Annotated in this window: 9 protein-coding genes; 6 read left to right on the top strand and 3 right to left on the bottom strand. The window is 50.7% G+C overall.

Features of this window, described 5'->3' with window-relative positions; genetic code table 11:
• The first annotated feature begins 7 nt into the window (after positions 1 to 7).
• The 6 genes from DEV76_RS20695 (at position 8) to DEV76_RS20670 (ending at position 7,269) form a co-directional block, all read left to right on the top strand.
• Positions 8 to 1,291, top strand: a complete 1,284-nt coding sequence (locus tag DEV76_RS20695) for an IPT/TIG domain-containing protein (protein WP_109699838.1) — start codon at positions 8 to 10, stop codon at positions 1,289 to 1,291.
• Positions 1,292 to 1,299: 8 nt separating this feature from the next.
• Complete coding sequence (locus tag DEV76_RS20690; RefSeq protein ID WP_109699837.1) at positions 1,300 to 2,436, top strand: family 20 glycosylhydrolase; 1,137 nt, start codon at positions 1,300 to 1,302, stop codon at positions 2,434 to 2,436.
• Positions 2,437 to 2,608: 172 nt separating this feature from the next.
• The gene (locus DEV76_RS20685; RefSeq protein WP_109699836.1) at positions 2,609 to 3,877 is read left to right on the top strand and encodes a hypothetical protein; all 1,269 of its coding nucleotides are present in this window, start codon (positions 2,609 to 2,611) and stop codon (positions 3,875 to 3,877) included.
• Positions 3,878 to 4,143: 266 nt separating this feature from the next.
• Entirely contained in the window at positions 4,144 to 4,542 is a 399-nt protein-coding gene (locus tag DEV76_RS20680) for a hypothetical protein (RefSeq protein WP_109699835.1), read from the top strand.
• A 138-nt stretch (positions 4,543 to 4,680) separates the two neighbouring features.
• Positions 4,681 to 6,759 carry a M3 family metallopeptidase gene (locus DEV76_RS20675; RefSeq protein WP_232827009.1) on the top strand — a complete coding sequence of 693 codons (2,079 nt, stop codon included), beginning with the start codon at positions 4,681 to 4,683 and terminating at the stop codon, positions 6,757 to 6,759.
• Between the two features lie 123 nt (positions 6,760 to 6,882).
• A complete protein-coding gene (locus tag DEV76_RS20670; protein WP_109699833.1) occupies positions 6,883 to 7,269 on the top strand; it encodes a response regulator in 387 nt (128 codons plus the stop codon).
• On the opposite strand, the gene DEV76_RS20665 is transcribed toward DEV76_RS20670, so the two are convergent.
• From DEV76_RS20665 to DEV76_RS20655, 3 genes are read right to left on the bottom strand one after another with little or no spacing between them, the layout of a single operon-like run.
• Positions 7,262 to 8,086 (bottom strand): CheR family methyltransferase, encoded by an 825-nt coding sequence (locus DEV76_RS20665; protein WP_109699832.1) that lies wholly within the window; start codon positions 8,084 to 8,086, stop codon positions 7,262 to 7,264. The genes DEV76_RS20670 and DEV76_RS20665 overlap by 8 nt on opposite strands.
• A gap of 9 nt (positions 8,087 to 8,095) precedes the next feature.
• Positions 8,096 to 11,680, bottom strand: a complete 3,585-nt coding sequence (locus tag DEV76_RS20660; RefSeq protein WP_109699831.1) for a response regulator — start codon at positions 11,678 to 11,680, stop codon at positions 8,096 to 8,098.
• Positions 11,677 to 13,278, bottom strand: a complete 1,602-nt coding sequence (locus tag DEV76_RS20655; protein ID WP_109699830.1) for a sensor histidine kinase — start codon at positions 13,276 to 13,278, stop codon at positions 11,677 to 11,679. The genes DEV76_RS20660 and DEV76_RS20655 overlap by 4 nt, the downstream gene beginning before the upstream one ends.

Raw genomic sequence — 13,278 nt, 5'->3', positions numbered from 1 at the left:
AACTCACATGAAAAATATTGCATTCAGCCTCATGGCATTGCTGGCGTTGGTAACAATAGCCGGCTGCAAAAAAGATAAGGGCTTCGAGCATGATCCCAACGCCCCCGTTGTGATCGAGAAATTTACTCCGGCAACAGGTGGCGCAGGCGTGGAAGTACTCATCTACGGCACCAACTTCACGAAAGATACCACCGGTGTTTCCGTAACGGTAAACGGTGTACCCGCCTTCGTAGCCGGCGTAGTGGAAGACCGCATACTTATTACCATCCCGCCCAAAGCAGGAACCGGTAAGATTGAAGTGAACATCCGCGGCAATAAATCGTCCAGCACGCAGGAATTCGCCTATAAACCCTCCACGCTGGTAACTACCCTTGCCGGTAACAATAACGAAGGTTATATGGATGGTAAGGGCACAGAAGCTTCGTTCAGCATTGCTGCACGCTGTGGTATCGATATTGATGAAAACGGAAACATCTACGTGCCTGAAGCAGGCAACCGCCGTGTACGTAAGATTGCGCCTGACGGCACCGTCACTACTTTATCCGGCAATGGCAACAATGGCTACAAAGAAGGATCTGCCACTGAAGCCGAATTCTACATGCCCTTCGATGTGGTTTCTGCCGGCAGCGGAGTAGTATACGTATCCGACCCCGCCGCCTGGACCATCCGTAAAGTAACCGCTGACGGTACTACTTCCCTTGTTGGCTGGTTCGAAGCCTGGGGCCTCGGCATCGACCGGAGAAACGGAATGCTTTACTATTGTGATGCCCGTGCAGCAGGCAGCGTTTACCAGGTAGATCCTGCTACCGGTGCTTCCACAAAAATCATCACCGGCCTCAGCTATCCGTCTGACGTAGCGGTAGACAGTAAGGGAAATCTGTACGTGGTAGTAAACGGCAACCATACCATCCGCCAGTATCTGGCAGGCTCCTGGGCACCCGGTGTCACCATAGGTATCAGCGGCCAGAATGGTCTGGTAAACGGCCCTGCCGCTTCTGCCAAATTCGACCAGCCATGGGCAGTTGCAGTAGATGCTAACGACAACCTTTTCATTGCAGGTAATGGCAGCTGGGATGGTTCCTCTATCAACACCAATCAATGTATACGATTTGTAAATACCACCAGCTGGGAAGTTAGTACATTCACCGGTGGTAGTACGGCAGGCTTTGCAGACGGCACCGGATCGTCCGCCCTGTTTAGCGCGCCTACCGGTGTAACTGTTGGTGCAGATGGTGCAGTGTATGTTCTCGACAGAAGGAACAACCGTGTAAGAAAAGTAATCGCAGAATAAAATTAAGAATGCAACAGATTGTGAAACATTTACTGGCGGCCTGCATCTTTGCAGCCGCCAGCTTTACAGCCCGGGCACAGGCCCCCAGATATAAGTGGAATGAATTGCCGGTAAAGGGCCTGATGATGAGCGTACCTGCCAAACAGGATGTGGGTGTATTCTGCGATTTTGTGCGGAATGCATTGCCGAAAGAAGGCGTAAACACACTCGCCATCCGTATTGAAGGTATGTATCAATACAAAACACATCCCGAACTGGCAGAGAAGAATGCATTGTCGGAAAGCGACATGAAACAGATCGTGAAAGCCTGCAGGGATGCAAAGATCAGGTTCATTCCCATGATGAACCTCCTTGCCCATCAATCGGAAGGTTCCGACATCGGCCTGCTGCTGAAAGCTTATCCGCAATTCGATGAATCCCCGGATCTGAACCCTCCCAAACCATGGGTGAGTGGCGGCATGTTCGATTTCTACAGCAAGAGTCTTTGCCCCCGGCATCCCGATTTATTGAAAGTACTCTTCCCCATGATGGATGAGCTCGTGGAAGTGTGTGAAACCGATGCGCTGCATGTGGGCTTAGATGAAGTATGGATCATCGGGCACGACAAATGTCCCCGCTGCGGTGGCGGCGATAAGTCTGCCATCTTCGCTGAATATGTCAATAAGCTGAACACCCATCTTCAGTCGAAAGGCGTGGAAATGTGGATGTGGAGCGACCGGCTCATTGATGGTAAAACCACTAACCTGCTCGCATGGCAGGCCAGCATGAACGATACCCACCGTGCCATCGATCAAATCTCCAAAGACATTGTGATTTGCGACTGGAAGTATGAAAGCGCCCCTCCTACGCCGGGCTACCTGGCACTGAAAGGGTTCAACGTATTGGCAAGCCCCTGTTCCAAAACCGATGTTGCCATCGATCAGCTCAACCAGGTACTGAATATCCGGAAAGATGGTACCCGCGCAGAATGGGCACAGCCATTAGGAGAACGGATGAAAGGCGTATTCGAAACGATGTGGTTCAATTCAAAAGAATTCATCGACGCTTATTACGGCCGTGGCGAATACCGCCAGCTGGCGAAAGATAATGTGGAAACATTCAAAGCACTCTTCAAAGCAGTCCGCGAAGCAGAGAAGAAAAAATAAACTGTCCTGTTCCTAAATCCCTAACCAAAGAAAGGGCTGTCTCATCACCATGAGATGGCCCTTTTCATTTCCCAGAACCGGGGCTTCCCCCTAATTTTCATCACTAGGTAGCACTACCTATAGGCAAAAATTTTCCGCACTATACCTTTGCGTCTATCAAAATTAACCCCAGATGAAAAGTATAATTAGCGTATTCCTGCCAGCCTTAATGCTGTTGGCAGCATGTAAAAAAGACCGGGATATACCGAAAGATCCCGGAACGGAAATACCAAAGGAAATCCCCAATAAACCGGAAGCAAAACCGGTGGGAGAACCTGTCGGCCCGTTGATCATTACAAACGTTACGCCCGCCGGAGCAACGATTGTTTCGGAAGACGGCTCATTCAAAGTGAGGATACCTGTAGGTGCGGTTACCGAAGCCATCGACATCGAACTGCAGGAAGTGAGGAATACCGCGCAGGGTGGCGTAGGCAGAAGCTTTCAGCTGTCACCCCACGGTAAGATCTTCGCCAAACCCGTTACCCTGGAGTTTTCCTGGGCGGGTCACGAAAACCAGGTAAACATCCCCGAAGCATTGGGCGTTGCCTGGCAGGACGAAAAAGATTTCTGGCGCCTTACAAAAGCGCCTGTCATCAATAAAGAGCAGAAAACGGTTTCCATCCAGACCGATCATTTCTCCAACTGGGCCCTGCTGCAATGGTTACAATTGAGTCCTGCTGCCACTACCGTGAGAACCGGCGGAACGGCCAACCTTACCGTGCTGAGCTACATCCCGCTCGGCGGCGACGATCTGCTGTCGCCACTCGTACCTGCAGACGGGCAGGACGTAACGCTGGGAGAAGGCCGTCCGCTCCCGGGAGTATTTATCAAATCCTGGGCGGCAGGCGGCGTTGGAACGGTTAAAGGAAATGGAGGACAGGCCGTATATACCGCTCCTGCCACCGTGGCCAAACCGGAGATCGCCAATGTAACGGCCACGCTGAAAGACAGCAAGCACCAGCTGATGGTAGTAAGCACCATTACCGTGGTTCCTGAAGGGATCACCTTTAAACTGGACGGCGGTGAATGGGTAACCTTCCCCGCACACTCCGGAGCAAACGAAGAAGGCTTCGAAATGTCTGGCCATAAAGACGGGCGGTTCATCGCCATTCAATGGCCCACGGGAACCGGTGGCATGCCCTGGGACCGCGATCAGAAGGTAGCTGTTGTATATGCTGATAGTCACAGCAGAAAGAACTACGCCAGCATCTATTACGATAAAGCCCTCGGGTACTATGTTCCCGCAGGCGGCTTCCTGCAGGTATCGGAACTGGGCGCCAAAGGCGAATATGTCAGCGGAAGCTTCAGTATGTCCGGCGGTGGCATCTTCATCACCGATGATCAGGATCCGATCGGCAAAGGAAGCATCCAGGGATACTTTTCTTTAAAACATGATCTGTAAGAATATTCATCCACTCCCCAAACATCATCCATCCCCAAACATCCATATAACCCCAAAATATTTTTTACCCCCTTATCATCCAGGTAGCCCCGGAAATCCATGTAACCTAACCCCTTAACATCCATTGAAGACCAGTTAAATGGTCGTCAGGCCCCAAACTTTACCAGCCCGTTTTGCACTTCTCGCAGAACGGGCTTTTTATGCCTATTTTAGTCCCGCCGGTAACAAATTCAGACTACCACCCGTTTTAAACCTAAACCCTGCAGATGAAGCTTTTTTACTTTTGCCTTTTCTCCGTTATCCTGCTGGCCTCCTGCAAGAAAGACAAGGACGAGCCGCCGGAAGCATTTCGCGGTAAGTATTACGGGGAATTCTATGTAGATAAAGGCGGTATCTCTTATAACCTCTCCAATGTGAGTTTCCGGTTCGAGGGCTACCGGTACGATTTCGGTGTGTCTGAAATAGTGGATTATCCGGAATACTCTCACCTCGGCAAAGAGTTTTTCCTCACAGCACCGGATAAGATCACTTTTAAGCTGTTGCTCCCTACTGCCCAGCAGCTCAAGCGCGAATATGTCTATACCATTAAGCCCGATTCGCTGATACTGATCAATACGATCAGCCCTACCGAACGGGAAATATTCCGGCTGAAGCGGGCGAGATAGTCTCCAAACTTCATGAAAATGTGTGCAAAGCTCCGTCTGACGGGGCTTTACTTTTTTTTCCCTATTTTTACCCATTAGCCAACCAGTTACAACATGAGGATACCATCTTTTACCCGAAACCTGATAATAGCAGTGAGTATGACTACAGGAACCGCCACTCTGGCGCAGGCGCCCGCAGAAACCAATCCGTTGATGCAGGCCTACAACACATCCTTTAAAGTGCCGCCATTTGCGGAAATAAAGGCGGAACATTTTATGCCCGCTTTCGAAGAAGGCATTAAGCAGCAACAGCAACGCATCGGCGCCATCACCATGCAGCGCAGTGTGCCCGGGTTTGAAAATACAATAGCAGCACTCGAAAAAAGCGGCGAGCTGCTCCGTAATGTAAGCACCGTATTCTTCAATCTTACCTCCGCCAATACCAACCCCGACCTGGAAGGCATCTCCCGCCAGATCGCTCCTAAAATGGCGCAGAACAGCGACGATATCTACCTCAACCCCACGCTTTTCAACCGCGTAAAATCCGTATATGAAAAGCGCGCAACGCTCAAACTGACGCCGGAGCAACAGCGCCTCCTCGAAAAGACCTATAAAGCTTTTGTTCGCAGCGGCGCTAACCTCGATGCAGCCAAACAATCCCGCATGCGCGAGATCAACAAAGAACTGTCGCTCCTCACCGTAAAGTTCGGCCAGCACCTCCTTGCAGAAACCAACCAGTTCGAACTGATCGTAGATAACGAGGCCGCCCTCGCAGGGCTTCCTAATTCTGTTAAAAACGCCGCTGCCATCAGTGCGAAGGAAGCAGGTAAAGAAGGGAAATGGCGCTTCACGCTGCACAATTCAAGTGTGATGCCTTTCCTCCAGTATTCCGCCAACCGCCCCCTTCGCGAGAAAATGTACAAAGCATACATCAACCGTTGTAACAATAACGACGAGCGCGATAACAAAGAGATCGTGGCACAGCTGGCCACCCTCCGTGCAGAAAAAGCCGGTATGCTCGGTTTTGCTTCCCATGCAGATTTTGTATTGGAAGAAAACATGGCCAAAACACCCGCACAGGCTAACGAACTGCTGAACCGCCTCTGGAACGCAGCACTGCCCGTAGCGCAGAACGAAGCCGCAGAAATGCAGAAAGTAATGGACCGGGAAGGGAAAGGTGAAAAACTCGAAGCGTGGGACTGGTCATATTATGCTGATAAAGTACGCAAGGAAAAATATAACTACGACGCGGAAGAACTGCGCCCCTACTTCCAGCTGGAGAACGTTCGCGAAGGGATCTTCGCCGTTGCCAAAAAACTCTATGGCATCACTTTCTCACCCCTGAAAGATATTCCTGTTTACCAGGAAGACGTAGTGGCTTATGAAGTGAAAGAAGCTAATGGACAGCACATTGGTGTAATATTCATGGATTTCTTCCCGCGCGGCTCCAAGCGGGGCGGTGCGTGGATGACCTCCTACCGCAAACAGGCTGTTGAAAAAGGAAAACGCATTGCCCCGGTTGTTTCTATCGTGTGCAATTTCACCAAACCCACCGCCGACCAGCCCGCATTGCTCACGCCCGATGAAGTGGAAACCTTCTTCCACGAATTCGGTCACGCCCTGCACGGCCTGCTGTCGAACGTACAATACGAAAGCCTGAGCGGTACATCCGTACCCCGCGATTTCGTAGAGCTGCCTTCGCAGATCATGGAACATTGGGCATTTGAACCGGAAGTGCTGAAGATGTACGCCAAACATTACAAAACCGGCGAACAACTGCCCCAGGCGCTTGTAAAGAAAATGGACGACGCTTCTAAATTCAACCAGGGCTTCGTGACAGTAGAATACCTCGCCGCTTCCCTGCTGGATATGCAATACCATACACTGGCCCCGGGCGCTAAAGTAGACCCGCTGAACTTCGAAAAGCAGCAGATGGATAAACTGGGTCTCATCCCCCAGATTGCTCCGCGCTACCGCAGCACCTATTTCCAGCATATTTTCGCCGGCGGATACTCTGCCGGGTACTATAGCTACATCTGGTCTGAAGTACTCGACAGCGATGCTTTCGCAGCGTTCAAGGAAACCGGTAATATTTTCGACCCTGCCACGGCAGCATCGTTCCGCAAAAATGTACTGGAAAAAGGAGGTACCGCCGAGCCGATGGACCTTTACAAAGCCTTCCGTATGCGCGCACCGGAAGTGAAGTTCCTCCTCAAAAACAGGGGACTGGAGAATTAGCATTTATACCGATAAAACATAGCAAAGGCCGGGATTTCCGGCCTTTGCCGTTTAACCCGGCCAGTTAGGCGTTATCTGTTCTTTTTGCTACATTTGCCATGACACAGACAAAAACCCTCCTGGATGAAGCAAAATATTAGCTGCCTTTTGATTGATGATGACCGAGATGATCAGGAGATCTTTAAACTCGCCTTACAGGATGTAAACGAAAACGTGCTTTTCCGCGCTGCAGATGATGGTGTGGAAGGCCTCGCCCTCTTACAATCCGAAGAGCAATTCCGACCCAATTTCATTTTCCTTGACCTGAATATGCCCCGGATGACGGGTAAAGATTGCCTCGCAGCTATCAGGCAGCACCCCACCCTTTCCGGCATTCCCGTAGTTATCTACTCCACTTCTTCCGACCCTAAAGACATACAGGATACCCAGGCCCTCGGCGCAACGGACTATGTAGTGAAGCAATACAGCATCACTTCCCTGAAGGAAATTCTCCGCCGGTTCTTTAATTAAGCTTTTTCCATATACGCATCCTTTCCGGTAGTTGCCGGTAGCGTGGTGCAATAGGTGAATACCGCAGGCTTTCTTTCACGCCCAGTGCAAGGAAACCTCCTGTTTCCAGGCTGTCATCGAATAACTGAAGCGCTTTGTTCTGCAGGTGCCGGTCAAAATAGATCAGCACATTACGGCAAAGGATAAGCTGAAATTCGTTGAACGACCTGTCTGTAGCCAGGTTGTGGGGGGATATGACCATCCGGCGTACAAGATCGGCCCCAAACTTCGCAAAGTCGTACTTCGCCGTGTAATACTGGCTGAAGTCCTGTGTTCCTCCCGATTTAATATAATTCTCCGAATACTGTTTCATAAACCGCAGCGGGAAAATACCGCTCCGGAGGCTTTCCAGTACCGTGGGGTTAATATCTGTTGCGTACAGGAGCGACCGGTCCAGCAGTCCCGCTTCCTTCAGCAGGATGGCCATGCTGTACACCTCTTCCCCGGTGGAACAGCCCGCATGCCATATGCGGATCAGCGGAGCCTGTGCAATGGCAGGCAGCACATCTTTCCGGAGCAACTGGTAAAAGCCCGGATCGCGGAACATTTCTGTCACATTCACCGTTACCTCTTCCACGAAATGGCGGAAATACGTTTCGTCTTCCAGCACCTTCAGCCGGAACGCTTCCAGGCTCCCGAAGCGGTCGAGCGCCACCAGCCGCCCTATGCGCCTCCTAAGCGAAGGGCGCGCATAATTGATGAAATTATACCCGTGTAACTCGAATACATCGTTGAGGAACCCGTCCAGCCACTCGTCATTCATGTCCGCATGCTGCATAACACTGCTTTACTTACCTGCATCGTATAACCAAACGCGCAGGAGGGATAACAATTGATCAATATCCACCGGTTTACTGATATAATCTGATGCTCCGGCGGCAATACATTTCTCACGGTCGCCTTTCATGGCTTTGGCCGTCACCGCAATCACGGGTAAGTGCTTTGTAGCAGGGTCTGCCTTGATCCTGCGGGTTGACTCGTATCCGTCCATTTCAGGCATCATCATATCCATCAGTACGATATCAATTTCCTTATGCTGCGCCAGCTGCTGCAGCGCTTCGCTGCCATCGGTAGCAGAAATCACTTTCATACCAAAGCTTTCGAGTGCGCGGGTAAGAGAGAAAATGTTGCGCACATCATCATCGGCCAGCAGGATGTTCTTGCCACGCAGCACTTCCGCCAGGCGTCCAAGCCCGTTGCCCGGCCGCTCAACTTCCTTCTTCTCCCCTTCCACCAGGTGCAGGAACAGCGATACCTCATCCATTATACGCTGATAGGAATTGGCCACTTTTACCACTACCGAATCCGCATAACTCCTGATCTTCGATTCTTCTTCACGGCTGAGGTTCTTACCGGTAAATACGATGATGGGCACATTCTCCAGTCCCGGCTTCTGCTTCACACTCTCCAGCGTTTCGTAAGACTTAGCATGCGATACGCCCATATCGAGGATAACGCAGTTCACTTCCTTCTTCTGCAGCGATTCCAGACTCCCGTGAATGGTATCCCGGATCTCTGTATTTACTTTATAGTTTTCAAGGTAATAAGCCAGCGCTTTGGCATGCTGCAGGTTCTCCTCCACAATCAAAACCTTACGCGGATTCTTGTGGAGCATGAATTCTATCTTCCGGAAGATGTCATCCATCTTCTCTATGGTGAGTGGTTTATCAATGAAATCTACCGCACCTTTGGAAAGGCTCTTAAACTTACCCTGGAAAGACGACATGAAATGAACAGGAATATGGCGCACTGCCGCACTGTTTTTGAGGTCTTCCATTACTTCCCAGCCATCTTTAATAGGCAGCTGAATATCCAGCAGGATGCCGGCCGGAATATATTGTTCTGCCAGTCCCAGCGCTTCATCGCCACGTACCGTTACGATGCCTTTGTAACCTTTGCTGCGGGTAAATTCCAGCAGCGAGCGTGCGAAGTTGAGATCGTCTTCCACGATGAGGATAGACGTGTCTCCGGGAACAATACCCGCCCTGTCGTCTTCCACTGTACCAACAGGAATAGCGTCACTAACGAACCGCTGGCGGTATACACTTCTTTCTTTTGCAGGCATCAGTTCTGAGGCCGACATCTTTTCTACCTGCCCGATCCCTGAAGCAACCGGCAACAGTACAGTGAATTCACTGCCTTTCCCCTGTTCACTGTTTACCCTTATTTCACCACCCAGGAGCCGCGCCAGCTCCCTGCTTATGGAGAGGCCAAGGCCCGTACCGCCAAAGCGGCGGCGGGTAGAGCCGTCTTCCTGCTGGAAGGCTTCGAATACAACTTCGAGTTTATCCGGAGATATACCGATACCGGTATCCCGCACGCTGAATGCTATGGTATTAGCATAGTCATCCGGCCGGTAAGCGCGAAGCGTAACGGTTCCTTCATTGGTAAATTTAATAGCGTTGCTGAGGAGGTTCCGGAGGATCTGATCCAGACGCTGCCTGTCTGTTTCGAACACGCCCTGCACATTTTCCGCAACCTCAGTTTCGAAAGTTACACCCTTCTCCCGTGCAAGCGGTTCAAAGAGGCCCCTCATATCTCTTACCACTTCTTCCACACCGGCTTCTGTATACACCAGATCCATTTTCCCTGCTTCTATCTTGGAAAGGTCGAGGATTTCGTCGATCAGCATTAGTAACCCTTTCCCAGAGTTCTGGATCACACGGGCGTATTCAATCTGTTCTTCGGAAAGGTTCCGCTCATTGTTCTCCACCATCAGCCGCGACAGCAGGAGTATCGAGTTCAACGGTGTACGCAGCTCGTGCGACATGTTCGCCAGGAACTCCGATTTGTATTTCGTGCTTTGTGCGAGTTCTTCCGCCTTCCGCTGAATTTCGCGGTTACTATCCTTTACAATGCGGTTGGTTTCCTCCAGCAGCCGTGCCCTTTCCTCCAGTTCGGAATTCACATCCACCAGTTCTTCCTGCTGAGCACGAAGCTCTTCTTCCGACGCCTGCAATTTCTCAGTTTGAGCTTCCAGTTCACTGTTGGCATTTTCCAGTTCATTATGTTGCGCCTGTAATTCTTCAGCCTGGCTTTGCGTTTCTTCCAGCAGTTCCTGCAGACGCTTACGGTTGTCGAGGATATGGATAACGGTGCCGATGTTCAGCACTGCCGATTCAAGGAATGCCTTTTCGTTTTTATTGAAATTGCGGAGAGAAGATAACTCCAGTACCCCCATCACCTTCCGTTCGTGATACAACGGTACTGCAATAATGGATTTCGGCTGAATGGCACCGCAGCTAACCTGCATACGGAGCAGCCCTTCCGGAACATCTTCCAGCACAATGGTTTTACGGCTTGCCACACATTGGCCGGCAAGCCCTTCACCGAATGCGAGCACTTCTTCCAGCTGTTCTTTTTCCGCCGCATACCTGCCATATAACCGCAGGCGCGTTCCTTCTTCCATAATATATACCGCGCCGGCGCTGCCATTGGTATAAGGCACTACAAAATCCAGCACGCGCTGCGCCAGTTCTTCCAGCTCATATTCGCCGATCATACTGTCGTTAAGCGCTGCCACACCGGTTTGCAGCCATTCGCGTTCAGACAGGTCGGTGAACGACTTTTCGAGGGAAGCCGCCATCCGGTTCAGGGAAACCGTTAGTTGCCCCAGCCCGTCGTCCACATCATCCGTAATACGGGCAGTATAATCACCATCAGAAATGCTGGCCGCCACTTCCTGCGTCATCCGGATCCGGTTGGTGATCTCTAAATCCTTTTTCTCCAGCACCTGCTGCAATGCGGTACGCTGTTTATAATCATTATTGACCCTCATGAATGAGACGATGGTTATAATGATAGCTATAAAAGAAGCGATCAGCACAAAGATGGGTGTAGTATTGGCAAAGGCGGTCATCTGGCTGGTACGCTCCATCAGCAGTTTTTGCTCCGACGTTTTCATTTCAGTTATGATCATACGTGCCAGATCCATCTGCTCCCTTCCCCGTTCAATATCTTCGGGCATGATCTCCAGCCCCTTTTTCTTCTTAAGAATGTTATTGTTCAGTACAGCCAGCCGTGCGCGTACTGCTTTCGTCAGCTCTTCTGAAGATGCCTGCTGCCGGGGATTGTCTGCCGTCATTTCCTTGGTAATCCGGATATGCCGCATAATGCTGTCTTCCGAACTCTGGTATGGTGTCAGAAAGTCTGTATCGCCTGTGATAATATATCCCCGCTGCGAAGTTTCCGCATCTTTCAGATTGGAAATAACTTCGTCGAGATGGCGGATTACCTGGTTGGTATGCTCCACCCATTCCGCACTGGAAATGAGGTTACGGATGCTGATGATAGAAGCACCCGAGCCAACGATCAGCAGAAAAAGAGAAAAGCCAAAACCAATAATGAGGTTCCGTTGGAAATTAGATTTCATGTATCGCTGTCTTGTAATTGATTCTCGTGTTGATGTTGAAATACAGGAAGCACCAGGGTGAAGATGGTACCCTCCCCTTCCTTACTGCTGGCCGTTACCAGGCCACCGTGTGTGTCCACGATCTTTTTAACAATGGCCAGGCCAATACCTGTCCCTTCAAATTCGTTGTGCCCATGCAGCCGCTGGAAGATGACGAATATTTTATCGAGGTACTTTTCGTCGAACCCGATCCCGTTGTCGCTTACCGTAATACGGCAGTATGCCCCTTCGGGATTCCCGCCTCCGGCTACAGCCAGATCCACTGTCCGCTCTGCACTGATAGTGATTTCAGGAGCAACACCCTTGCGGGAAAACTTTACAGCGTTGCTGAGGATATTCTGGAACACCTGGCGCATCTGGGAAGGTATGGCATGCAGGGTGGGCACATCCGCCATATGAATAACAGCGCCCTTTTCCCGGATGAGTAATTCCATATCGTCCAGTATATCGCGGAATATGATGTTAACGTCAGTTTCCCGGAATTGGCCGCCGATGGAGATCCGGGAGTATTCCAGCACATCGGTGATCAGGTTGTTCATCCGTGCGGCAGATGAAACGATCTTATTGAGGTAGTATTCTGCTTCGGGCAGTTCCGGTCCAAACTTACTGCTGATGAGGTTGCTGAACACCTGTATCTTCCGCAGCGGCTCTTTAAGGTCGTGCGAAGCCACGTAGGCAAACTGCTGTAGTTCATGATTACTGTATTCCAGCTCACGGTTAACCTGCCATAGCTCCCGCGTTCTTTCCTCCACCCGGTTCTCCAGCACCTGGTTCATCATTTTCTGCTCATGGATATCCGTAAAGATGCAGACCCACTTGGCAATGCCACCTTCCTTCCATACGGGAGTGAGGCTTAGGAGATGATACCTGAAATCGCCATCGAGGATAGGTTTGATACTTACTTCGAATACCTGCTGTGTGTTACGAGCAATGGCAATACGGATGCATTCGGCCACAGAAAGCGCCCCTTCCTGTGTGGCAGGGAGTATCTGCAGGTTTGCTGCGTATTTATGCCAGTAACTGTTAACGAATTCTATATCTCCTTTCGCGTTCAGGGTAAACGCAATCTGCTGTATGGATTCGAGGATAGACCGCAGCTCATCCAGGCTGTGCGAAAGAGCTTCCTGTGCAAGCTTGCGCTCCGCCACTTCCTGCCGCAATGCTTCCTGTGCAGCCTGCAGCTCGGTAGTTTGCTGATGGAGCCGATAGAAAGTACTCACCTTCAGCAGGAGTATTTCCGGGTCTACTGGCTTGGTGATGTAATCCAGTCCGCCCGACGAATAGCCGCGGGTGATAAAACGCTTTTCCACGCTAACGGCAGACAGGAATATAATGGGAATGTCTTTCGACTTGCTGTAGCCTGTGATCGCTTCCGCTACTTCAAAACCGTCCATATCCGGCATCTGTACATCCAGGATGATCAGAAAATAGGTATTCTTCAAAATCTTCCTTAATGCCTCCTCCCCCGAAGAGGCCGTATCCACTTTGAAATGGTTCAGTTCCAGAAGTTGCTGCAGGGAATAGAGATTTTCAGGCCTGTCATCAACGATTAATATCAT

It is taken from the genome of Chitinophaga deserti, from assembly GCF_003149455.1.
GTDB lineage: Bacteria > Bacteroidota > Bacteroidia > Chitinophagales > Chitinophagaceae > Chitinophaga > Chitinophaga deserti.
This window is presented reverse-complemented; position numbering and strand designations above follow the sequence as displayed.